Raw genomic sequence first — 22,566 nt, forward strand, 5'->3', positions numbered from 1 at the left:
CGCGGCATCGTCCATCGCCCGAACCTTGAACTCGACTTTGCCACCACCCACCCGGCCGACCTGGCGGACCATCTAGAGCACAAGGTTGACCGTGGCTGTGACATCGCACATTTTAGGGGTTCGGTTCAGCGACCCGTGTAAATGAAGCGCAGATAGCGCACGAGTGACAGCCTGCGCCGGTGTGCCTCGGCAGTCTCGACGGCTGAGCTCAGGGCTGCATGGCGCACACTGTCCTGTTGGAGCATGACCGCGCGCCGGCTGAACTCCTGCCGCTGTCGGCGTGCCCGGTCGCCGGCCAGGGTGTTCTCCCGGGTTAGCCGAGCCTGGCCGTCCTCCAGTTCCTTCTGTGCTTTGGCCCGCGAGCCTTCAGCTGCCGCGTCCACTGAGCGGATCTCAGCGGTGAGACGGGTGCGCCGGACCTCGATGTCCCGGTCGATCGACTGTCGTTCCTGTGCGGTGAGTTGGGTGGGCTGATCGGCTTCGGCAGCGGCGACCAGCTGCCTGCGCCAGGCATCGAGTGCGATGGCCTTGGCCTCACCGATGCCCTGGACAGCAATACGGCGGCCGTTGTTGAGCACCAGTTCGGCGCCGACGCTGTTGTAGTGCGCGTTGGGCACGGATCGGTATCCGGTGAAGTCGGCTGCGGTACGGACTCCCGCTGCCGCAAGTCGTGCGGTCAGTTTCGGTCCGATGCCGTGCGGTGGGTTCTGGGCGATCGACCGTCGTCCGAGACGGTCCCGCACGTAGGCGGACTGCTGGGCGGCAAGCGCCTTGCGCAGTGCTTTCCCTCGCTCCGACGAAAGCTCGGCGATCTTCTTGTCCAGCTCCTGCCGCTTACGGATCCTGCGCTTCTCGATCTGCTGGAGCTCGACCTGGTGGCTCGCAGTGAGTTTGCTCTGTGCTCGTGGGTGGTCCGCGGTGCGCTTCGCCTCTGCTGCATCGAACTTCGCCCGGACCTTCTGTAGCTTCCCCTCGGCCTTGACAGGGTCGTCGAGCTGGTCCAGTTCTGCTGTGAGCCCGGAGAGAACGGCCCGCGCTTCAGCCCGCTCCGTGCGGCGCGCCCGCCCGAACACCGAGAGTGCGGCGGCTGCGAGCAGCGGGACTGCCGGACTGAAACGGACTGTCGAAAGGCCCATAACAAGGGCCACTACGGTCACTGCCAGTATCACCGGCCAGATGATGGCTACGGCGACATCCAGCGGTGTCCTGACCTGGAATCTGTCTGGTGAGGCGACAGAGGGCGCGGGCCGTGTCGGGGATGTTGCAGAGGCGACGTGTCCCGCCATCCAGCCGGGCAGACCGCCCGTCCCCGGGGCAGCCGCCCCGCTGTGAGCAGTGGTATCTGTGATCACCGTTGCGGCTGGACGCTGCCTGGGCACAGTCAGGGTGAGCGGCGGCAGCTTGTCCAGAGGCTGGCAGGCCAGGGTCCGCACCTGATCTGCGAGTCCGCTCACCATACGGTCGGGATGAGCGAGCAGTGTCTGCAGTCGTGCGGACCCGGCCGGGCTCGTGAAGTCGTCCTCGGTGAGCAGAAGGAACTCGCCGCTGGGTTCGTGCAAACGGGACCACAGGGCAGGTTCGGCGGCGATCGCCTTCAGCGAGAGGAAGATGACCCAGGCGGAGAACCGGTCGAGATCCACTCCGAAGTCGTCGTTCCCCCGCAAGGGCGACTGATAGTTCCGGTGACCTCGTTCGGTCCCTCCCATGCCGGCCAGAGCCGGAACGTACATGCCGTCGTAGTCGACCAGCCGCAAGGTGTCGTCACTCGCCACGAGCAGGTTGCCGTGCTGCAGATCCCCATGGGCAATCTGGTGGGCCTCCAGGTCCCGGGTCAGTTCCTCGAACCGATCCGCCAGGCGATCGACGGCCAACCGGTCCGCATGGTTGCCGTCGAGCCACGAGGACAAGGTGACGGCCTCCGCCCACTCCATCTTGAGGACTGGGTAGCACTCCCCCTCGACGCTGATGGCGTCGGGAAGGTACTCGAAGCCGAGGTTCCACGGCTGGGAAAGCTCCGCCGGATCGAGCAGGGCGAGACGGGAGCTGATGGCCTCGTACCGGCGTTCCTGGTCCGGGACGTGACGGGTGAAGCACTTGACCGCATACCGGCGGCCCGATGAGGGCGAGGTCAGGGAGAAGACACTGGCGAAATTGCCGGAGATGGGTCGCGGCAGGCCGAGTCCGGTCAACTCGGGCTGGGCGCCCTTGAGTTCCGGATGATCGAAGCACAACTGGGTGTGCTGCAGGGCTTCCGCGTACTTGGCGCCGCTGGGGAACTGGCGCTGCGAACCGGTGGCCGGGCCCATGTTCACCGTCCCTCGAAATCGATCCGCACGAAAGCCACGTCGTCGTTGCGCAACTGCCCGCTGTCCCGCAGCCCGTTCAGCCAGTTGTTGAAATCGTCCAGGTCGTCGGGCCCGGCGTATTCGAGGAGCTGTTCGACAGCGTTGGCCTGGTCCGGGGCCGACATGAGCCAAGCGGCCAGGGCATCAGTCATCAGGAGCAGGCGGTCTCCCGGGCGACAGGTCCCCACGGTGAATCTCGTGCGGTCGGCAAGGAGCTCGGCGTCACGGTTGCGGCTGCCGAAGAGATCGGGAGTGGTGCCGAATTCCTCGACGGTCGACACCGGGAACGTCTGTATCGGCTGGTCGTCGCGCAGGTGGAAGAGGCAGCTGTCTCCCAGCGCAGCGGCACGCCACTGCCAGGACGGTGCCGCTTCGCCGTTGTGGGCGCTGTCCTCCGGGTCGACGCGCACAGTGAGCAAGGTCGCGTAGGCGCCCTCGGCGAGCTTGGTGTGCTCGTACCACTTCAGTGGCCGACCTTCTGCTTGGCGAGCAAGTGTGTAGTCGGCCAGCCAGGGTTCCCACCGGGCCACAACGGACACCGCGAACCGCTCGAAAGCGGTGCCCCGTGTCAGCGCGTCCGGCAGCGCCATGGCGTGTTCGGCTGCGGCGCGTGACAGCAGCCTGGCCCAGTCCTTGGCCAGTGCGCTTTCCGTGGCTCCGTCGCAGACACCTGCCGCGAATGGCTCCCGCAGCATGTGATCGTGCGGGTGCTCGGGAAGCACGGCGACGGCGTCCTCGCATTCCGCTGCCGTGCTTCCCTTCTTGGGGGCCACCAGGTGCGTGACGTACACGCAGGAAGTGGAGGTCGTCACCGCAGTTCGGTGGCCCGGGTACCGATGTCGAGGAACTGGATGACCGTGGTGATGTCGGCGTTGTAGACGAAGCCGCGCGTGGTCTCGCTGACCCGCTGTCCCTGCGAGGCCGCGTACGAGCGCATGTGGCTCGGCAGCGGGCTGGACATGCCGAAGAGGGTCTGGGCGTAGCTGTCCGGAAGGGTGTCCGCCGAGTCGGGGAACGCGGTCGGAGTGCCGCCTGCCGCGGACACATGCAGGTTGAACAGCAGCGCCGCTCCGTCCGCTGTGGCGTGGGAGGTTATGGCCTCGGCGGCCGCAGTGGGGTCGCCGTCGGTCGACTCGCCGTCCGTCAGGTTGATGACGATGGGCGGGAATCCGGCCGGATACCGCTCGGTCCAGTCAGCGACGAGTCCCTCCGCGTATTGCAACGCACGGTTCATCGGAGTCCCGCCGTGGGCAACCGGATCCATCCACAGCGGGAAGTTGACAGCGGTCTCCACCAGGCCGCCGGCACCGTCGGGGACCTTCTTGCTCCGCTCATCGATGCGAGCCGGGTTGTCCGCCACCTCGCTGAGGGGGACGAGGTCCCGCCCTTCGAGCGGCCCCGCCAGCGCCGAGCCCACGGTGGCTCCGTAGCCGATGACCGCGACGTGGAAGTAGTCGCGTACGCCCTCTTCCTTCGCGCACTTGACGGAGAGTTCGGTGAGCAGCCGGTTGATGGCGTCGGCGACGACATCGGCCTTCTGCTGCGGCACCTCACCACCGATGGGATCACTCATGGAGGTCGACTGGTCGACGAGGAAGATGATGCTCGTCGGGTTGGTGCGGCTGATCTCTGCTATGTACGGCACGGTGAACTCCTGGCGGAATACGAAGAAACCGGTCGTCGGAGAAGCTCGTACGGCATGCCGACGCAGCGGTCTCCGGCGTGTGGACCGGGACACCGAGATCCCCCGGTCCAATGGTAGGGACAGGCTTCTGCTGTCGCAGTCGTATCGTGCTTCGCGCTCGTCCCGCTCCGCGCTGCCTGCCCGTCCTGCGCATGTCAGTTGTCGAGCCGGCCCACCACCCGTTCCGTCCGTCCGTCCCACACGTGCCAGGCAGGGATCCGAACACCATTGGGTAGTAGGGCCGTTCGGCCGAGCGTGAGTCTCAGGTGACGTGCGGCCTCTGCTGCGGTGGGCGCCCCGTGGTCGAGGCGGATCTGCACACTGTCCGAGCTGCTGCGGATGTCGAAATCGTAGGGATAGCCGTCCACCGTGGCATTCCGGTCGATCAGGACTCCCGGAAACTCATCCGTCAGCAGGTACTGCAGCCGGTCACCGACGTCTTCGTCGGAATGTTCCGGGTGAACGCCGAGCGAGGGGAGGCCGTCCTTGGCCTCTGCCGCCTCGAGGAGTGCGTGCGGCATGCCGGACCGGACCGACCAGAAGTCGCGGTCACCGAACACGATGAGATGCGAACGGGCCCGAGTGATGGCCACGTTCCAGAGGTTGACCTCGCGGGAGAGCCAGTTGACCGCGCTCTGACGCATCCGGTCGGACGCGACGAGGGACAGGAGGATCACATCCTGCTGTCCTCCCTGGAAGGTGTGCACCGTCCCGACCCTGACTCGTGGTTCATGCTTCCAGCGGCCTGCGATCAGGTCCTTCTGGGCCCGGAAGGGAGTGACGACGCCTACGGTCGAACCGTCCGGAAGCCGCTTGAGCAGGCGCTCCACCGAGAGATGAACGCGGTCGGCTTCCTCCTGGTTCACCCACGACCCGCTGTGGCCTCTGCGTGCTGTGCCCGTCACGTCCAGCCACTGCACGGCGTCGACTCCATCGATACGCCGCAGGGACCGAGGGTCGGTGAGGACGGTCAGCCGGCCGCCGTAGCAGTGTCGGTTCGCAATGCCGACGATGTCGGGGTGGCAGCGGAAATGTTCGTCGAGCAGCAGCGTCTCCCCTGCCGCATGCGCAGCCGCATGGAAGGAGGAGTAGCGGCGGTGCTCGAGTCGGTGCTCGTCGAGCCAGCTCGCCCGCAGTCCCGCTCCCCGGTGCGCCTGCGCCTCTTGGCGTGGCTGCAGTGTGGTGATGTGCTGCAGCTGCATGGGGTCGCCGATCACCAGGGCACGCCGGGCGCGGAAGAGCAGCGGCAGCACATCCGGTGCGGAGCACTGACTGGCCTCGTCCACGATGACCAGGTCGAAAAGGGCGGCCCGGTCCCGGAACCGCCGTGCGGACCGCGCGGTGACGGCCCAGCCCGGGACCTGCGGCAGGATGCGGTCAAGGCTCGACCACTGCCTCCTTGGTTGGGCCCGCACCGCCTCGATACGGTCGTGGATGGCAGCACGCGCAGTCATGGCCTGCTCCGCCACTGACGACTGCAGCAATGCTGTCGCGGCCTCACGGGCCCGCAGGTCGGCATCCTGGAGCGCGGCGAGCAGCTGGGCGTCATCGGGCGCCGCTTCGGCTGCGGTGCGCATCTGCCGCCAATCGGCCTCCGCTTCAGCGAACTCCAGTAGTTCCGCGAAGTCCTGCCGGTCCGTGACCTGGACCGGCGCAGGGACGAGCCTGCGCACGCACCGGCCGCGAAGCCATCCCCCGAAGATTCCGAGACCGGCGGCTGTGCGGGCCCGGCGCAGCCACCGGCCCAGGGAGACGTCGTCGCCCAGCGCAGTGGCGAGGGCCTGGGCGTCCTGGTGGTGCTTTTCCGCGTAGGCGGAACGCAACCGGCCGAGGTCGGCGAGGTCCCGCTCCCGGCGGGCGATCTCCGCGAGCCGGTGCCGCAGCGACTCCTGTGTCCGCAGGTGGTTCCGCAGTTCGCCCCGGTACGTCTGGGAGGACTGCCGGGGCCGGACGCTGCGGGCGAGTTCCTCCAGAGTGCTCACTTCCTTGTCAACAACCGACTGCGCGCCTGTCCGTACGACAAGCCCCGGGGAGAGTTCCTCGCACCGCTCCCACAGCTCATCCACTGCCTTGTTGTTGGTGGAGGCGACGAGCACGGTCTGTCCGGCCGCTCTGGCAGTGGCGACCGTGTTGACGATGAGCTGGCTCTTGCCAGTGCCGGGTGGACCGGTTGCGACCGTGAGCCTGCGGACCATGGCGGCCCGGATGACGGCTTCCTGTGCTTCGTTGAGTTCGAGTGGCGCGACGACCTGTACGTCTTGTTCGGCGCTCGAATCCGTCTCGCCGTGCGCCGTGAACGCTCCGAGCGCCGTGTCCGGGAACTGCTCGATGCTCCGTTGCAGCGTCGTGTAGTCCTTCAGCAGCTGAGCTGTGGCCGCACTGTCCGACCGGGTCGCGTAGACGACTGCCACGTTGCGAGCACCCTCGTGCGCCGCACGCAGCGAGCTGCCGTCGCCGAGGGCCGCGGGATCGAGATGTTCGGTGTCGGCCAGCCCGAGTTCTTGGAGCAGGCTGCGCAGGTCGCGGATCATGTCCTCGCGGAATCCCGGCCGCCAGTTGGGCTGGTAGGCGGCGAGCAGTTCCCGGCCTTCGTCCTTGCCCAGCCGGTTCCGGACGAGTTCGGGGTGGAGGACGATCGGTCCTGACGGCGTGACGACGCTGCGTCCCTGTGGTCCGGGTTCGACGTCGATCCGGCGCATGGCGAGCGGTGCGCACACTTGGCGCGTGCCGTCGTACAGCACGGCGACGGGGTAGCCGTACCAGAGGTCGGTGCCGTCCTTCTGTGCCTGCTCGGCGAGGTCCACCACGCGCTGCGGTGCCTGCACAGTGGATTCCGTGCCGGAAAGCAGGACTTCCTCCCCGGCCGGCCAGACCGCTCGCGGCGGGTCACTGCCCGCCAGCGGCAGCAGTCCGCCGGTGCTGCCCTCGGCTTCGAGACATTGCTGGTAATAGGCCAGCAGCCCGGCCCATTCGGCCTCGGTGAAGGCGGAGTCGTCGTGCGCCGCCTCGATGGGTTCGACCGGCGCTGGCGACTTGTTTCCCGCGGCGTCGGTCACAGGGGAGAGCCCGGCGGGCAGCGGCTTGAGTGCGGGGATCTGGCGGCCGACGGAGGCCCGGGCGAGATAGATGTCGCCGGTCACGGACAGGGTGGACTGAGTCGGCGTCTGCCGACGGCCGTCCGGTGCCTTCCGCAGGTCCTGGCCGATATGACGGAACAGATCGTTCGCGGAGATCTGCCCGTCGCCGTCCAGGTCCGCTCGTCCGGAATGGAGGCCTTCGACGATCGCCCGGGTGAACTGCGAAGGCTGGTCGGCATCCGTGGTGAACGCCTTCTCCCAGTGCTGGGAGGCGGTGATGACGTGCACTCCGCTGGCTTCGACCTTCGGTTCAGCGGCCGACCGGGGCGCCCCTTTGCTGCGGAAGCCCTGGACCGCGCTGCCGCTGAAGCAACAGTCGAGCAGCAGCACCTTGCGGCGGGCCGCACACTTCTCCAACTGGTCGATGACGAAAGCTGCCTCGAGGGCCGTCTGCCGCTCCCGGCCGGCCTCGGTGTCCGTGGTCACGAAGTAGAGCTGTCCGTCCTCACGGTCGTACGCCCCGTGGCCGCTGAGGTAGAACACCACCAGTTCATCGGGTTCCCTCGCGCTCAGGAATCCCTCGACGGCCTGCTTGACCGCCACTTTCGGCGAGTCCTCGACCCGTACGCACTCCTCGTACCCTCCGACGGCGGGCATCTCCAGAACCTGGCCCAGGAAATGGATGTCCGCGCGCACCGAAGGCAGTGCGGGGTAGGTCGCGTCCTGGTGGATGGCGGTGCCTACGAGCAGGGCATGCTTTCGGCTCACCGAACGGCTCCGGGACTCGGGCCCGAACTGCCGTTGCCACTAGCGGTGTTGCCGCTGTCGTCGCTGCCACCGTCCCGCAGGTTCCTGATCTCTCGCCCGGAGACGCCGCCCTGGAACTCTGTGATGGAGCCGTCCGGGTGCAGGACGCGCACCTTACGGCTCTTGCGGACAGCGACCCACGCCTTGATGGCGGTCCCGGCCAGCGTGAAGGATCCTCCCGTAAGAACGAGCATGACCTCCGGGGTCAGCAGCGCGGGCCCTTTCGAACCGTCTGCGCTATTTCCTGCTTCCGCTGGGGCGAAGCGCACCTCGGTGCCGTCCAACCGGCGCAGAACGTCTCGGAGTTCTCGCGCCTCCAGTTCCGCGTGACGCGGATCCGCCCCGGACACCTGAATCCGCACAGACTCTATCTGGCCGGTCATACTCCCCCTCTGGTCGTAAACTCACTGCCGTATAAGGCTAGTTGTGATGTTCACTGACGCGATGTCAGCCTAGCGATCTTCTTGCATGCCAAGATCCGGGGCCTCGCTTTCCGCTCCGCGCCTGCGGATCGGGAATCCGGAGAATCCGGTACAGCGGCTCCCCCAGGTCGGCCCACCGCTCCAGGGCGCCTCGGTCGACCAGGTGAATCCCGTAACGCGGGCCACTGGCTCGCGCGGCTCTCGTGAACCCTCCGGTGGTGACGATCACAGCGAAGTCGGCGGCGTGGTCGTGACGGTAGGTTCCGTTGACCCGCTGGACGTCCTGGTCTCCGACCCTTCGGTCCGGTCGCAGCCGCTTGCACTGCACGACCACCCGCCGTCGGGACCTGTCGACAACCAGTACGTCGGCTCCCTTGTCACCGGCGCGGCCGACATGTCGCGCGGCCAGTCCGTCCCTGCGCAGCAGGGAGCAGACCGCCAGTTCGAACGCCGTGGGGTCCAGGGAATCGAGATGCGCCAGCGAATAGCGGACTGGGCCTGCGGCGGCAAGTGCCGAGCGATCGACCCGCGCCGTCAAAACGGATCGCCCCGGCTTCAGCGCCAGCCCGAGAGCTGCGGAAGCCAGCCCGAAACTGGTCCACACAGGCCACTGCTGAATCACCTGCCACAGGCCAATGAGCCCTGCCATGCTTCCGAGCCCCCACGCCCACCAGGGAATCGCGGCCCACCCACCCTGGCTCCGGCTGCGCCGCATCAGCCGGCCGCCCCGAAGAGCGTCCACACTCCGAAAGCCAGACCGAACAGCGCGAGTCCCGCCAGGTCGGTGACCGTGACAACGGTGAAGCCGTGATCCTGGCAGCGGGCGAACAGTCCTTTGCGCCTGCGGCGGCACGGCCGGTGGTACCGCGTCGGTCCACCGCAACGGGACACCAGCAGGAATCCACCCATGATCAGTAATCCAAGGACAAGCAGCACTGGCTCCCCCGATCCACCGCTCGATCCTGCATATGTATCGAAGAGTTGCGCGTCCCGACCAGTACGTCTTCGGACGAACCGCAGGGCACGCTTCCGGTCACCCACCCCTGCACCTCACACCCGCCGTCCCGCACAGCCACCACAGCGCTCACCGAGCACATCGCCAGCTTCGGCGGGACACCGTCCTGCTGCTCGCCTCGGCTCCCGGCCGGTGCCGGTCTGACCCCGCGCAGCTCCGCTAGCCGCCATAATGGGGACATGCCCCCCAGCCCGCAGCCCGCCGCACCCGAATCCGGCGACCTCTCGGGCCCGGTCGCCGAGGACCTCGCGTTGTACCGGGAGAAGTTCCGGCTTCGTCTGCCGGAGTCACTGGACGACCTGAACGGCCCCGCCGACGGGGTCGTCGGGCTGCCGCTGCACATCGCCTGGTCCGGTATGACCTCGTACGACATGAGCAACCCGCGCCAGCGCATGGGGCTGTACCGCACCCTCCTGCACGAGGGCCTGCACGAGGACCTGCCCCGCTACCTCAACCACGACCTCCTCCTCCAGCTGTGGCCAGTCCTGCGCAAGCTCGTCGGCCGCACGGTACGGACCGTGTGGGAGGAAGCCTTTCCCCAGCTCGCCTCCCGCGCCCGAGCCGCCGCGTGACGGACATGCCGGAGCTGCACACCCGGCTCTTGGCTGACGTCATCGCGCTGGGCTCTCCGTACCCGCTCGTTCTCACCGGCGGATACGCCGTGCGGGCTCACCGCCTGGTGAATCGGCCCAGCCAGGACCTCGATGTCGCCACGGAGAACCCGGCGCCCATGGCCGAGATCGCGGCCACGCTCCGCAGCGGCCTGGAAACCCGGGGCTGGCTGGTCCAGGCGCTGGAGACGGCCCCACTGTCCGCCCGCTTCACGGTGACCGACCCTGCGACCGGTCAGGAGTGCGAGGTCGACATCCTCAAGGAGAATTTCTGGCGCCCTGTTGCCCAGAGCCCCTATGGGCCCGTCCTCGCGGCAGAGGACGTGGTCGGCACCAAGGTCCGCGCTCTGGCCGATCGCGGAGCGCCCCGCGATCTGATCGACGTGTTCGCCGCCTCCCGCCGCTGGAGCAATACCGAGCTGGAGGAGTTCGGCCGCCAGCACGCCCGCGGCCGCTTCGAGCGCGAGGATCTGCAGGCGAATCTCACGGGCGCCGAGTGGACCGATGACGAAGCGTTCGCTGCCTACGGGCTCGATGACGCCACCGTCACAGATCTCCGCGCATGGGCCCTGGCCTGGGCCGACGAGCTTGCTGCCCGGCTCCTCGAAGCGAACGAGGATCCGGAGATCGGCTGAGCACGTCCGAAGGATCGGCCAAATCGCGAGTTCCACCCGGATTGGCGTCCCGGCTACCGACGATCGACGCGTACGCACGAACTAGCGATCCTCCGATGTGGGCATCGGCTGCGGCGTGTGTCGCGATGCCGGTGGAGGCTGGGCCGTACTCGTCGATGAGCCGCCCTCACGCGTATCAGGACTAGCAAAAGCCAGCTCAGCGGCCCTTCTCAGCAGGCTCAAGGATCGCCACGCACTCCACATGATGCGTCATCGGAAACAAATCAAACGCCCGCAACATCCGCACCTTGTACCCACCCTCCCGGAAGTACCCGAGGTCCCGCGCCAACGCCGCCGGATCGCAGGCGACGTACGCGATGCGGCGGGCGCCCAGGGCGGACAGGTGGCGGACCGTTTCGCGGCCCGCGCCCGCGCGGGGCGGGTCGAGGACGATCAGGTCGACCTCGGAGATGCCCGTGCGGGGAAGGACCGACTCGACCTTGCCCTGTTCGATGCGGACGCGGTCGAACGACGCGAGGTTGTGGCGGGCGTCCTCGACCGCGCGCTTGCCCGACTCGATGCCGAGGACCGCGCCCTTGTCGCCCACGCGGTCGGCGATCGCTCCCGCGAAGAGGCCGACGCCGCAGTAGAGGTCGAGGGCCATGTCGCCCTTGCGCGGGAGCAGGCCCTGCATCACGGCGCGCATCAACGTGTCGGCGGCCTGCGGGTGGACCTGCCAGAAGCCTCCGTTGCCGACCCGGTAGGTGCGGTCGTCGGAGCGTTCGCGGACGAAGTCGCGGCCGTGGACACGGTGCACGGCGCCGTCCTTCTCGCCGATGCGCAGGACGGAGACGGGCTTGTCCAGTTCGACGATGGGGAGGCGCATGCCGGGGCGCGGCGTGAGGATCACCTGGCGGTCCTGGGAGCCGCTTGCCGCGATGGCCTCGATGGAGGCCATGCCCTCCCAGGTGCGCTTCTCGATGCCGAGTTCGCTGACGCCGGGAGCGGCGATCATGCAGTGGTCGACGACCTCGACCTCGTGCGAGCGGTGGCGGCGCAGGCCCGCCTTGCCCGTGGCGGGGTCGACGGCGTACTGGACGCGTGTGCGCCACGCGGGCACCTCGCCCGCGGGGAGCTTGTCGCCGTCGGCCGGCATCACGGTGCCGTCCCAGCCGGCCTCCTCGGGCGTGAGCCCGGCGAGCCGCTGCAGCTGTTCGGCGATGACCTCGCCCTTGAGGCGGCGCTGGGCGCCGGGCTTGGCGTGCTGCCAGTCGCAGCCGCCGCAGCGGCCGGGTCCCGCGAAGGGGCAGGGCGCCTCGATGCGGTCCTTGGACGGGTCGAGGATGGTGACGGCGTCGGCGCGCAGGAAGCGGGCGCCCTCCTCGCCTTCGGTCACACGGGCGACCACGCGCTCGCCGGGCAGCGCGTGCCGGACGAAGAGGACCTGGCCCTCGGACGTACGGGCGATGCAGTGGCCGCCGTGCGCGACGGGGCCGACCTCGACCTCGTACTCCTCCCCGACCAGCGAGTTCTCGGTTTCTGCCTGCATGGCGGGGTAGCTCCAGAATGACGATGGCGGGCGGGGGAACGACAACCCACGAGTTTACGTGGGTGTCGGACGCCCGCCCGCCACACTGGACCTAGCTGCGCCCCGAAGGCTCCCTCGGCGCCGGCTTCTTCTCCACGGGACCGCGGCGCACCGCGCCCGGAGCGTTCCACTCCGACCGCTTGCGGGCCCGCTTCTTCGCGGCCTCGGAGGACTCCAGCTGGTAGGGCACCGAGGTGACCATGATGCCCGGTGTGAAGAGCAGGCGGCCCTTGAGGCGAAGGGCGCTCTGGTTGTGCAGCAGATGCTCGTACCAGTGGCCGACCACGTACTCCGGGATGATCACGGAGACCGCGTCGCGCGGGCTCTCGCGGCGCAGGTTCTTCACGTACTCGATGATCGGACGGGTGATTTCGCGGTACGGCGAGTCGAGCACCTTCAGCGGGACGGTGATCTGCCGCCGCTCCCACTCCTCCTTGAGCGCCTTGGTCTCGGCCGGGTCCACGTTGACGCTGAGCGCCTCCAGGGTGTCCGAGCGCATCAGCTTCGCGTACGCGAGGGCGCGCAGGGTCGGCCGGTGGATCTTGGAGACCAGGACGATCGAGTGGACGCGCGAGGGGCGGACGCTGTCGTCGGAGGGGCCCTCCGGCGCGGCGATCTCCTCGGAGACGCGGTCGTAGTGGCGGCGGATCGCGCTCATCGTCACGTAGAAGATGACCATGCCGAGCAGGGCCACCCACGCGCCGTGCGTGAACTTGGTGACGAGCACGACCACGAGGACAAGGCCGGTGAAGAACGCCCCGAAGGTGTTGATCGCCCGCGAGCGCTTCATGTGGCTGCGCTTGGCCGGGTCGTGCTCGGTGCGCAGATGCCGGTTCCAGTGCCGGACCATGCCGGTCTGGCTGAGCGTGAACGAGACGAAGACACCGACGATGTAGAGCTGGATGAGCTTCGTGGAGTCGGCGTCGTAGATGACGACGAGTATGGCGGCGGCGCCGGCCAGGAGCACGATGCCGTTGGAGAACGCGAGCCGGTCGCCGCGGGTGTGCAGCTGGCGCGGCAGATAGCGGTCCTGCGCGAGGATCGAGCCGAGCAGCGGGAAGCCGTTGTACGCGGTGTTGGCGGCGAGGAAGAGGACCAGCGCCGTCGCGGCGGCGAGGATGATGAAGAGGAACGATCCTTCGCCGAAGACCGCCTCGGCGACCTGCGAGATCACCGGGTGCTGGACATAGTCGCTGCCGACCGGCTGTCCGTTGACGACCAGGTCGTGCGCCGGGTTCTCGGCCATCTTCACGTTGCTGGCCATGGCGAGCCCGATGATGCCGCAGAACATGGTGACGGCCAGGGCGCCCATCAGCGCCAGCGTCGTCGCCGCGTTCTTCGACTTGGGCTTGCGGAACGCGGGGACACCGTTGGAGATCGCCTCCACACCGGTGAGCGCCGCACAGCCGGAGGAGAACGCGCGCAGCAGCAGGAAGACCAGCGCGAAGCCCGCGAGGCCCTGGTGCTCGGGCTTGATCTCGTAGTCGGCGGTGGGCGCGCGCAGGGTGTCGTCGAGGACCAGACCACGGAACGCGCCCCAGGCGATCATCAGGAAGACGCCGACGACGAAGACGTACGTCGGGATCGCGAAGAGCTTCCCGGACTCCTTGACGCCGCGCAGGTTCATCAAGGTGAGCAGCACGATGACGCCGACCGCGCAGAGGACCTTGTGCTCGACCACGAACGGGACCGCGGAGCCCAGGTTCTCGATGCCCGAGGAGATGGACACGGCGACCGTCAGGACGTAGTCGACGAGCAGGGCGCTCGCGACCGTGAGGCCCGCGCGCCGGCCGAGGTTGGTGTTGGCGACCTCGTAGTCGCCGCCGCCGCTCGGGTACGCATGCACGTTCTGCCGGTAGGAGGCCACCACCGTGAACATGAGCACCACGACGGCGACCGCGATCCACGGGCTGAAGTGGTAGGCCGACACGCCCGCGATGGAGAGCACCAGAAGGACTTCGCCCGGTGCGTACGCCACGGAGGACAGCGGATCGGAGGCGAACACGGGAAGTGCGATCCGCTTCGGCAGAAGCGTCTCGCCGAGCCTGTCGCTGCGTAGTGCGCGCCCGATCAGAATGCGTTTGGGCAGGTCGGTCAGTTTGGACACGCAGTGGATCGTAAGCGTTCGAACGGGCGCCCGCGCACGTCCGTGGGCGCGTGTGTAGCTTGGCCTCTGGTCTGAGACCCTGGTGAGGGCGCAAGGACCGCATCAAGGCGGACACAGCCGCGTCAAACTCTTAACGCAACATTGACAGCCGGAAGGACGGTCGTGCACATCGTCATCATGGGCTGCGGACGAGTGGGTGCCGCTCTCGCGCAGACCTTGGAGCAGCAGGGGCATACGGTCGCCGTGATCGACCAGGACCCCACCGCCTTCCGCCGTCTCGGATCGGGGTTCGGCGGCCGCCGGGTGACCGGTGTCGGCTTCGACCAGGACACGCTGCGCGAGGCGGGCATCGAGGACGCCGGCGCGTTCGCCGCGGTCAGCAGCGGCGACAACTCCAACATCATCGCCGCGCGCGTCGCACGCGAGATGTTCGGCATCGAGAACGTCGCCGCGCGGATCTACGACCCGCGTCGCGCCGAGGTCTACCAGCGCCTGGGCATCCCCACGGTCGCCACGGTCCGCTGGACCGCCGACCAGATGCTGCGCCGGCTGCTGCCCTCGGGCGCGGAGCCGCTGTGGCGCGACCCCACGGGTGGGGTGCAGCTCGCCGAGGTGCACACCTCGATGTCCTGGGTCGGCCACAAGATCAGCAAGCTGCAGGAGGAGACCGGCGTCCGCGTCGCGTTCCTGACGCGGCTGGGCGAGGCGATCCTGCCGTCGTCGCAGACCGTGCTGCAGGAGGGCGATCTGGTGCACGTCATGATGCGCACCGATGAGATCGAGAAGGTAGAGGCGGCGTTCGCCGAGGGCCCCGAGGAGGGCGGTCACTGATGCGCGTCGCAATTGCCGGAGCCGGTGCAGTCGGCCGCTCCATCGCGGGCGAGCTCCTGGACAACGGGCACGAGGTCCTGCTCATCGACAAGGCGCCCACCGCCATCTCGGTGGAGCGGGTGCCGCAGGCGGAGTGGCTGCTCGCCGACGCCTGTGAGATCACCTCGCTCGACGAGGCGGCGCTGCAGCGCTGCAACGTGGTCATCGCGTCCACGGGTGACGACAAGGTGAACCTCGTCGTCTCGCTGCTCGCGAAGACGGAGTACGGGGTGCCGCGGGTCGTGGCCCGCGTCAACAACCCGAAGAACGAGTGGCTTTTCAACGAGTCCTGGGGCGTGGACGTCGCCGTCTCCACGCCGCGGCTGATGTCGGCCCTCGTCGAGGAAGCCGTCAGCGTCGGCGACCTGGTGCGTCTGCTGCGCTTCAGCCACGGCGACGCCAACCTGGTCGAGCTGACCCTGCCGCCGGAGTCCGCGCTCGCGGGCACCATGATCGGCGACATCGCCTGGCCGCAGGACACCTCGCTGGTGACGATCATCCGCGGCACGCGGGTGCTCTCGCCCACCCACGAGGACTCCCTGGAGGCGGGCGACGAGCTGCTGTTCGTGGCGGCGCAGGCGCGCGAGGAGCAGCTGGAGGATCTTCTGTCGGTGCGCCGGGAGAGCTGAGAACCCAGCCAATGGAAAGGGTCCGGGGCGTGAGCCTCGGACCCTTTCTGCTGCTTGCGGAGCGCTACGGTGCGACCTGCCCCCGCTCGCGCGCCTCCTTGGCCTCCTGCTCGGCCTTCTCCTTCGCCTCCATCTCGGCGAAGACATCGATCGGCGGCGGAGCCTTCGCCAGGAACACCCACGTCAGATAGACGGCGAGCAGGAACGGCGGGATCTTCAGGGCGACCAGGACCCAGCCGAACTTGGTGGTGTCCGCCCACCAGTACATCGGGAAGAGGATCGCGCACTTCGCGAGGAGGATCAGACCCCAGGCCCAACTGGCCTTCGCGTAGGCCGTCTTGCGGCCGGGGTTGCGGGTGCGCCAGGAGAGGTTCTCCTTGAAGACCGGGCCGAGGATCAGACCGATCAGGGGTACACCGCACAGCGTCGTGATGATGTACGCGAGGGCCAGGCCCAGCGTGTAGAGCATGCCCGGGAGGTAGAAGTCCTTGGCATTGCCGGTCATCATCGCGAAGACCACGCCGAAGGCCACACCGAAGACGCCGCTGAAGGCGTGCTTGACGGTGTCGCGGCGGGCGAGGCGGGCCACGAGCAGCAGCAGGGAGACACCGAGCGCCGCGATGGCGGAGAGGTGCAGATCCTTGTTGATCGTGTAGATGGTCACGAAGAGCAGGCCCGGCAGGACCGTCTCGATCATGCCGCGCAGACCGCCGAAGGCCTCGAACAGGGCGGCCTCGGTGACTGCCTGCACATCCGTCTGTGGCGCCTGGCCGTCCGGCGTCACGTCTTCGTCGGTCGGCTTGTCGACTGACGTCACCGGCTACTCCCGTCCGAGCGGTCTGAGTTCGTACTTGGGGTTGAACAGCACCCGGCGTCCACGGCTCATCGAGATCCGCCCGGATGCGATCAGTTTGCGTCCCGGCTCTATTCCCACGATGGAGCGTCTGCCGAGCCACACCACGTCCAGCGCGGCCGAGCCGTCGAAGAGCTCGGCCTCCAGGGCCGGGACTCCGGCGCGTGGCCGCAGGGTGACGGTGCGCAAGGTACCAGTAACCGTGACGATCTGCCGGTCGTGGCAGTCTCCGATACGGGTGCAGCCCGCCGTGGCCGTGTCCTCCTGCAGCTCCTCGGACTCCAGCTCCTCCTGCGAGGAGGAGAGCCGGTCCAGCATGCGGCGGAAGCGGCCTATCTGCTTCTGCGGTCGCGGAACGTCACTCATACAGGAAGCGTACCGGGGTGTCCGGCGGTTGCTCCCGGCGGATCTGAGAGCCTGTTTCCGAACCCCCGCCTGCGCCCCGACGCCCGGCACGCACTCTCGCCGCACGGCGCCACCGGACAGGTGGCTCCTTCCCCAAGCTCTCAACTTCGTTCGAGCAGGGGAGACCCCATTCATGACCGGTAACGCCGCACGCCGAGAGCACGCACCGAACGCCGCTGCGCCGCCCTCCGGGCGAACGACGGGGGTTCGGAAACAGGCTCTCAGCGCTCGAAGCGGTACCCCATCCCGGGCTCCGTGATGAAGTGCTTGGGGTGCGAGGGGTCCGCCTCCAGCTTGCGGCGCAGCTGGGCCATGTAGACGCGGAGGTAGTTGGTCTCCGTGCCGTAGGACGGGCCCCAGACCTCCTGGAGCAGCTGCTTCTGGCTGACGAGACGTCCCGTATTGCGGACGAGGACCTCCAGGAGGTGCCACTCCGTGGGGGTGAGACGCACGTCACGGCCGTCGCGGTGGACCTTCTTCGCGGCCAGGTCGACCGTGAAATCGCCGGTGTCCACCGTCACGTCGTCGTCGCCCGCGCCCGCCACCGGCTCGGCCCTGCGGACCGCGGCGCGCAGCCGGGCCAGCAGCTCGTCCATGCCGAAGGGTTTGGTGACGTAGTCGTCGGCGCCCGCGTCGAGGGCCTCGACCTTCTCGTCGGAGCTGTGCCGGGCCGACAGGACGAGGATCGGCACCCGGGTCCAGCCGCGCAGGCCGCGGATGACGTCCACACCGTCCATGTCGGGCAGGCCGAGGTCGAGCACGATCACGTCGGGGTGGCGTGCGGCGGCGAGCTGGAGCGCGGTGGCGCCGTCGCCGGCCGCGTCCACCTCGTACTTGCGCGCCTTGAGATTGATGACGAGGGCGCGGACGATCTGCGGTTCGTCGTCGACCACGAGCACCCGGGTCATGCGGTCCTGCCTTTCTGTAGATCCAACTCTCCCGCGCCGGGAGGCACCTCCCACGCGTCGGGGTCGGCCGTACGGGCCGCACGCAGGGTGAGGACCATCGTGAGGCCGCCGCCGGGGGTGTCCTCCGCGCTGAGCGTGCCGCCCATCGACTCGGTGAAGCCGCGCGCCACGGCGAGGCCGAGGCCCACGCCGGCGCCGCGCGGCGCGTCCCCGTACCGCTGGAAGGGCTCGAAGACGCGTTCCTTGGCGTCGTCGGGGATGCCGGGGCCGCGGTCCACGACCCGGATCTCGACGCGCTCGCCGATCGCGCTGGCGGAGACGCGGACGGGCGTCCGGTCGGGGCTGTACTTCACGGCGTTCTCGACGATGTTGGCGACGGCCCGCTCCAGGAGCCCCTTGTCGACGCTGACCATCGGCAGCGACTCGGGGATGTCCAGGTCCGCGGAGCCCTCCGGGACGCCGCCGAGCGCCATCGGGACGACCTCGTCGAGGTCGATCTCGCGGATCAGCGGGGTGACCGTGCCGGTCTGCAGCCGGGACATGTCGAGCAGATTGCCCACGAGGTGGTCGAGCCGGTCCGCGCCGTCCTCGATCCCGGCGAGCAGCTCCGACCGGTCCTCGTCGGACCACTCCACGTCGTCCGAGCGCAGGGAGGTCACCGCGGCCTTGATGCCGGCGAGCGGCGTGCGCAGGTCGTGCGAGACGGCGGCCAGGAGCGCGGTGCGGATGCGGTTGCCCTCGGCGAGGGTGCGGGACCGCTCCGCCTCGTCCATGAGGCGCTGGCGGTCCAGGACGACGGCGGCCTGCGCGGCGAAGGCGGCGAGGACGCGGCGGTCCTCGGCGGGCAGCACCCGGCCGGTGAGCGCGAGGGCCATGTGGTCGCCGACGGGCATGTCGACATCGGCGTCCTCGGGCCGCTCGATGGGGCTGCTCGTGCCCACGCTGCCGGCCCGGGTCCACGGCTCGACGTCGCTCTCGCGCTCCAGCAGCGCCACGGACTCCATGTTGAAGGTCTCGCGGACCCGTTCGAGCAGCGCGTCCAGAGTGGTCTCGCCGCGCAGGACGCTGCCCGCGAGGAACGAGAGGATCTCGGACTCGGCGCGCAGCCGGGCCGCCTGGTGCGTACGGCGGGCGGCGAGGTCCACGACGGAGGCGACAGCGACCGCGACGCCCACGAACACCACGATCGCGACGATGTTCTTGGGGTCGGCGATCGTGAACCGGTGCACCGGCGGCGCGAAGTAGTAGTTGAGCAGCACCGAGCCGAGCGCCGCCGAGGCGAGCGCGGGCAGCAGTCCGCCGAGCAGGGCCGCGGCCACCGTCAGCGACAGGAAGAGCAGCATGTCGTTGGCGATGCCGAGGTCGCCGGGGATGGACGTGAGCAGCAGCGAGAGCGCCACCGGGGCGACCACCCCGACCAGCCAGCCGCCGATGATCCGCGAGGTGCCGAGCCGCGCCCCGCGGGCGACGGGCAGACCGCGCCCCTTGCCGACGGCGTCGTGCGTGACGATGTGCACGTCCAGGTCGGGGCCCGATTCGCGGGCCACCGTGGCGCCGACGCCGGGCCCGAACACGTACTGCCAGGCCTTGCGGCGGCTGGAGCCGAGCACGATCTGGGTGGCGTTCACGCCGCGGGCGAAGGCGAGGAGCGAGGCGGGCACGTCGTCGCCGACGACGTGGTGGAAGGTGCCGCCGAGGTCCTCGACGAGGGTGCGCTGGAGCGCGAGTTCCTTGGGCGAGGCGTCGGTGAGGCCGTCGCTGCGGGCCACGTACACCGCGAGCACCTCGCCGCCCGCGCCCTTCTCGGCCAGGCGGGCGCCGCGGCGGATGAGGGTGCGGCCCTCGGGGCCGCCGGTGAGGCCGACGACGATGCGCTCGCGGGCCTGCCAGGTGGACTTGATGTTGTGCTCGCCGCGGTACTGCTGCAGATATTCGTCGACGCGGTCGGCCACCCACAGGAGCGCCAGTTCGCGCAGGGCCGTGAGGTTGCCGATGCGGAAGTAGTTGGAGAGCGAGGCGTCGATCTTGTCCGGCTTGTAGACGTTGCCGTGCGCCATACGGCGGCGCAGCGCCTGGGGCGACATGTCGACCAGCTCGATCTGGTCCGCGTGCCGGACCACTTCGTCGGGCACGGTCTCCCGCTGCCGCACGCTCGTGATCGACTCGACGACATCGCCGAGCGACTCCAGATGCTGGATGTTGACCGTGGATATGACGTCTATCCCGGCGGCGAGCAGCACCTCGACGTCCTGCCAGCGCTTCGCGTGCCGCGAGCCGGGCACATTCGTGTGCGCGAGTTCGTCCACCAGGGCGACCTGGGGGCGGCGGGCGAGCACCGCGTCCACGTCCATCTCGGTGAACGTGGAGCCGCGGTGCTCAAGCTCCCGGCGCTCGATCTGCTCCAGGCCGTGCAGCATCACCTCGGTGCGCGGGCGGTCGTGGTGCTCCACGAAGGCGACGACACAGTCCGTGCCGCGCTCCACGCGCCGGTGTGCCTCGGACAGCATCGCGTACGTCTTGCCGACGCCCGGTGCCGCACCGAGATAGATCCGAAGCTTGCCGCGTCCCATGGCCCCATTGTCTTTCAGATGCGTCGTCCGCAGCGCCACAGCAGCCTGTCCGTGCTGGACAGGGGCTGGTCGCACTGCGTCGACCTTAAGACCGGGAAGTCCGGCAAAACGCCTGGAGTACGGAGAGAGGCTCCTCTTTGACGGGATTGATACGGCGGGTCCGTACGCCCGGGGAACGGGAGCCGCTCACCCCTCGTCGACGATCTCCCCGTCGCTCAGCTCCAGAACCCGGTCCGCGAGGTCCAGCATCGCCGCGTCGTGGGTCGCGACCAGGGCCGTGACGCCCTCGCTGCGGACGACCGCGCGCAGCAGCTCCATGACCGCGTGGCCCGTCTCTGCGTCCAGCTGGCCGGTGGGCTCGTCGCAGATCAGCAGGGCAGGGCGGTTGGCGAGGGCACGGGCGATGGCGACGCGCTGCTGCTGGCCGCCGGAGAGCTCGCCCGGGCGCTGCTTGGCGTGGTCGGCGAGTCCGACGAGCGACAGGAGCAGCTCGACGCGCTCCTCGCGCTCGGCCGGGTCGGCCTTGCGCAGCCGCAGCGGTACGCCGACGTTCTCCGCCGCGGACAGGATCGGGATCAGGCCGAAGGACTGGAAGACGAAGCCGATGCGGTCGCGGCGCAGCGCGAGGCGGCCGCTCTCGCCGAGCGAGCCGATGTCGAGGCCGTCGACGGAGATCGTGCCGCCGTCCGGCGAGTCCAGACCTCCGACCAGATTGAGCAGTGTCGTCTTGCCGGAGCCCGAGCGGCCCTTCAGCGCCACGAGCTCACCGCGGGGCACGCTGAACGACACCCCGCGCAACGCGTGCACTGCGGCGGCGCCGCTGCCGTACGACCGGTGCACCTCGTCCACGACGACCATCGGCGCGCTCTCGTCCGCCTCGGCGGTGACCGTCCGCGTGGCTCCGCTCGCGCTCTGTGTCATGCCCCAACCCCCCGTACGCTCCTGTGTTTGCGCGCCAGTATCGCCGTGGGCGCCCGGCCTCGGCAATGGACGAACCTCTACTCATCGGATGGATTCCGCCCGGGAGGTGCCGGATCGGGGCGGGTCCGTGAGCCGCCCGGGTCGGACGACGGGCCGTCCGCCGAGGTGCCGTCGGCGGCCCACACGCCCACATGGTCCGGCTCCTCGGTGAGGCGGACGCGGCCTTGCAGCCCGTAACGCTCCACGTACTCGCGCGGCAGCTGCAGGCGGCCCGCGCGGTCGAGGACCGCGAACTCCTCGGCGCTCTCCCGCTGTCCGCCGCGCAGCGTCTCGGTCGAGGTGCGGCCGTCGCGGATCCGGACGGTGCGCTCGACCTGCCCGGAGACCTGGGGATCGTGGGTGACGACGAGGACGGTGGCGCCGAGTTCCTCGTTGGCGCGGCGCAGCGCGGCGAAGACGTCCTCGCCGCTCGCGGTGTCGAGTTCGCCGGTCGGTTCGTCGGCGAGCAGGACACGGGGCGCGTTGGCGGTGGCGACCGCGACGGCCACGCGCTGCTGTTCGCCGCCGGAGAGTTCGGTGGGGCGGCGGTCGCGGCAGTACGCGAGGCCGAGGGTGTCGAGGAGTTCGGCGGCGCGGGCCCGGCGCTCGCGGCGGGGCACGCGGGCGTACTTCATCGGCAGGGCGACGTTCTCCTGCGCGGTGAGGTACGGCAGCAGGTTGCGGCCGGTCTGCTGCCAGACGAAGCCGACCGTGGCCCGCCGGTAGCCGAGCCGTTCGCGGCGGCCCATGCCGAGCAGGTCGTGGCCGGCGACCCGGGCGCGGCCCGCGGTGGGCAGGTCGAGTCCGGAAAGGATGGACAGGAGCGTGGACTTGCCCGAGCCCGAGGCGCCGACGAGCGCCACGCACTCGCCCTCGGTGACGGTGAGGTCGAGGCCCTGGAGTGCCTGCACCTCGACCTCTTCGGTGCGGTAGACGCGTACGAGGTTGTCGCACACGATCAGCCCGTCACCGAGTCCGTGCGCGGGAGCCAAGCGCGCCCGCGCCTCCAGGTCGGCCAGCCGCGGGACGGCGGACTCCCGTCCCCTGCCCGCCCGTTCAGGTCCCCTCATGTCCCCTCCGTCCGCTCGGCACCCGGCAATC

Annotated in this window: 19 protein-coding genes; 4 read left to right on the top strand and 15 right to left on the bottom strand. The window is 69.2% G+C overall.

The annotated features are described in order from the left end of the window. Positions 1-125: 125 nt before the first annotated feature. From ACIBI4_RS24650 to ACIBI4_RS24680, 7 genes are all read right to left on the bottom strand, one after another. A complete protein-coding gene (locus ACIBI4_RS24650) occupies positions 126-2,306 on the bottom strand; it encodes a hypothetical protein (RefSeq protein ID WP_399206187.1) in 2,181 nt (726 codons plus the stop codon). Between the two features lie 2 nt (positions 2,307-2,308). Further along, entirely contained in the window at positions 2,309-3,136 is an 828-nt protein-coding gene (locus ACIBI4_RS24655; protein ID WP_399206188.1) for a hypothetical protein, read from the bottom strand. Between the two features lie 17 nt (positions 3,137-3,153). Next, positions 3,154-3,990 (bottom strand): vWA domain-containing protein, encoded by an 837-nt coding sequence (locus tag ACIBI4_RS24660; protein WP_399206189.1) that lies wholly within the window; start codon positions 3,988-3,990, stop codon positions 3,154-3,156. A gap of 194 nt (positions 3,991-4,184) precedes the next feature. Then, a complete protein-coding gene (locus tag ACIBI4_RS24665) occupies positions 4,185-7,874 on the bottom strand; it encodes an AAA domain-containing protein (RefSeq protein ID WP_399206190.1) in 3,690 nt (1,229 codons plus the stop codon). Further along, positions 7,871-8,296 (bottom strand): hypothetical protein, encoded by a 426-nt coding sequence (locus ACIBI4_RS24670; protein ID WP_399206191.1) that lies wholly within the window; start codon positions 8,294-8,296, stop codon positions 7,871-7,873. Before ACIBI4_RS24670 ends, ACIBI4_RS24665 begins: the two co-directional genes overlap by 4 nt. Positions 8,297-8,360: 64 nt before the next feature. Continuing rightward, positions 8,361-8,984 carry a restriction endonuclease gene (locus ACIBI4_RS24675; RefSeq protein ID WP_399206192.1) on the bottom strand — a complete coding sequence of 208 codons (624 nt, stop codon included), beginning with the start codon at positions 8,982-8,984 and terminating at the stop codon, positions 8,361-8,363. A gap of 65 nt (positions 8,985-9,049) precedes the next feature. Continuing rightward, entirely contained in the window at positions 9,050-9,244 is a 195-nt protein-coding gene (locus ACIBI4_RS24680) for a hypothetical protein (RefSeq protein WP_399206193.1), read from the bottom strand. Between the two features lie 285 nt (positions 9,245-9,529). Here ACIBI4_RS24680 and ACIBI4_RS24685 point away from each other — a divergent pair, with 285 nt between their 5' ends. Then, a complete protein-coding gene (locus ACIBI4_RS24685; RefSeq protein WP_399206194.1) occupies positions 9,530-9,922 on the top strand; it encodes a hypothetical protein in 393 nt (130 codons plus the stop codon). A 5-nt stretch (positions 9,923-9,927) separates the two neighbouring features. Beyond that, the gene (locus tag ACIBI4_RS24690) at positions 9,928-10,596 is read left to right on the top strand and encodes a nucleotidyl transferase AbiEii/AbiGii toxin family protein (RefSeq protein WP_399206195.1); all 669 of its coding nucleotides are present in this window, start codon (positions 9,928-9,930) and stop codon (positions 10,594-10,596) included. Positions 10,597-10,792: 196 nt separating this feature from the next. On the opposite strand, the gene ACIBI4_RS24695 is transcribed toward ACIBI4_RS24690, so the two are convergent. Next, the gene (locus ACIBI4_RS24695) at positions 10,793-12,124 is read right to left on the bottom strand and encodes a class I SAM-dependent RNA methyltransferase (protein ID WP_399206196.1); all 1,332 of its coding nucleotides are present in this window, start codon (positions 12,122-12,124) and stop codon (positions 10,793-10,795) included. 91 nt (positions 12,125-12,215) lie between these two features. After that, the gene (locus ACIBI4_RS24700; RefSeq protein ID WP_399206197.1) at positions 12,216-14,270 is read right to left on the bottom strand and encodes an APC family permease; all 2,055 of its coding nucleotides are present in this window, start codon (positions 14,268-14,270) and stop codon (positions 12,216-12,218) included. Positions 14,271-14,432: 162 nt separating this feature from the next. On the opposite strand from ACIBI4_RS24700, the gene ACIBI4_RS24705 reads away from it, so the two are divergent. Further along, positions 14,433-15,101, top strand: coding sequence for a potassium channel family protein (locus ACIBI4_RS24705; protein ID WP_399206198.1), 669 nt, complete (start codon positions 14,433-14,435; stop codon positions 15,099-15,101). Continuing rightward, positions 15,101-15,769 carry a potassium channel family protein gene (locus ACIBI4_RS24710; protein ID WP_399206199.1) on the top strand — a complete coding sequence of 223 codons (669 nt, stop codon included), beginning with the start codon at positions 15,101-15,103 and terminating at the stop codon, positions 15,767-15,769. Before ACIBI4_RS24705 ends, ACIBI4_RS24710 begins: the two co-directional genes overlap by 1 nt. Positions 15,770-15,833: 64 nt before the next feature. Here the strand turns inward: ACIBI4_RS24710 and ACIBI4_RS24715 are convergent, their stop codons facing one another. From ACIBI4_RS24715 to ACIBI4_RS24740, 6 genes are all read right to left on the bottom strand, one after another. After that, a complete protein-coding gene (locus ACIBI4_RS24715) occupies positions 15,834-16,586 on the bottom strand; it encodes a DUF3159 domain-containing protein (protein ID WP_399206200.1) in 753 nt (250 codons plus the stop codon). Between the two features lie 3 nt (positions 16,587-16,589). Further along, positions 16,590-16,988: an OB-fold nucleic acid binding domain-containing protein gene (locus ACIBI4_RS24720; protein ID WP_399206201.1), complete on the bottom strand. Its 399-nt coding sequence runs from the start codon at positions 16,986-16,988 to the stop codon at positions 16,590-16,592. 260 nt (positions 16,989-17,248) lie between these two features. Beyond that, positions 17,249-17,935, bottom strand: a complete 687-nt coding sequence (locus tag ACIBI4_RS24725; protein WP_399206202.1) for a response regulator — start codon at positions 17,933-17,935, stop codon at positions 17,249-17,251. Further along, positions 17,932-20,505 (bottom strand): ATP-binding protein, encoded by a 2,574-nt coding sequence (locus ACIBI4_RS24730; RefSeq protein ID WP_399206203.1) that lies wholly within the window; start codon positions 20,503-20,505, stop codon positions 17,932-17,934. Before ACIBI4_RS24730 ends, ACIBI4_RS24725 begins: the two co-directional genes overlap by 4 nt. Before the next feature lie 186 nt (positions 20,506-20,691). After that, a complete protein-coding gene (locus ACIBI4_RS24735) occupies positions 20,692-21,426 on the bottom strand; it encodes an ABC transporter ATP-binding protein (RefSeq protein WP_399206204.1) in 735 nt (244 codons plus the stop codon). A gap of 77 nt (positions 21,427-21,503) precedes the next feature. Beyond that, positions 21,504-22,535 carry an ABC transporter ATP-binding protein gene (locus ACIBI4_RS24740; RefSeq protein ID WP_399206205.1) on the bottom strand — a complete coding sequence of 344 codons (1,032 nt, stop codon included), beginning with the start codon at positions 22,533-22,535 and terminating at the stop codon, positions 21,504-21,506. Positions 22,536-22,566: the final 31 nt, after the last annotated feature.

Source organism: Streptomyces sp. NPDC050418 (assembly GCF_044458745.1).
Classification (GTDB): Bacteria; Actinomycetota; Actinomycetes; order Streptomycetales; family Streptomycetaceae; genus Streptomyces.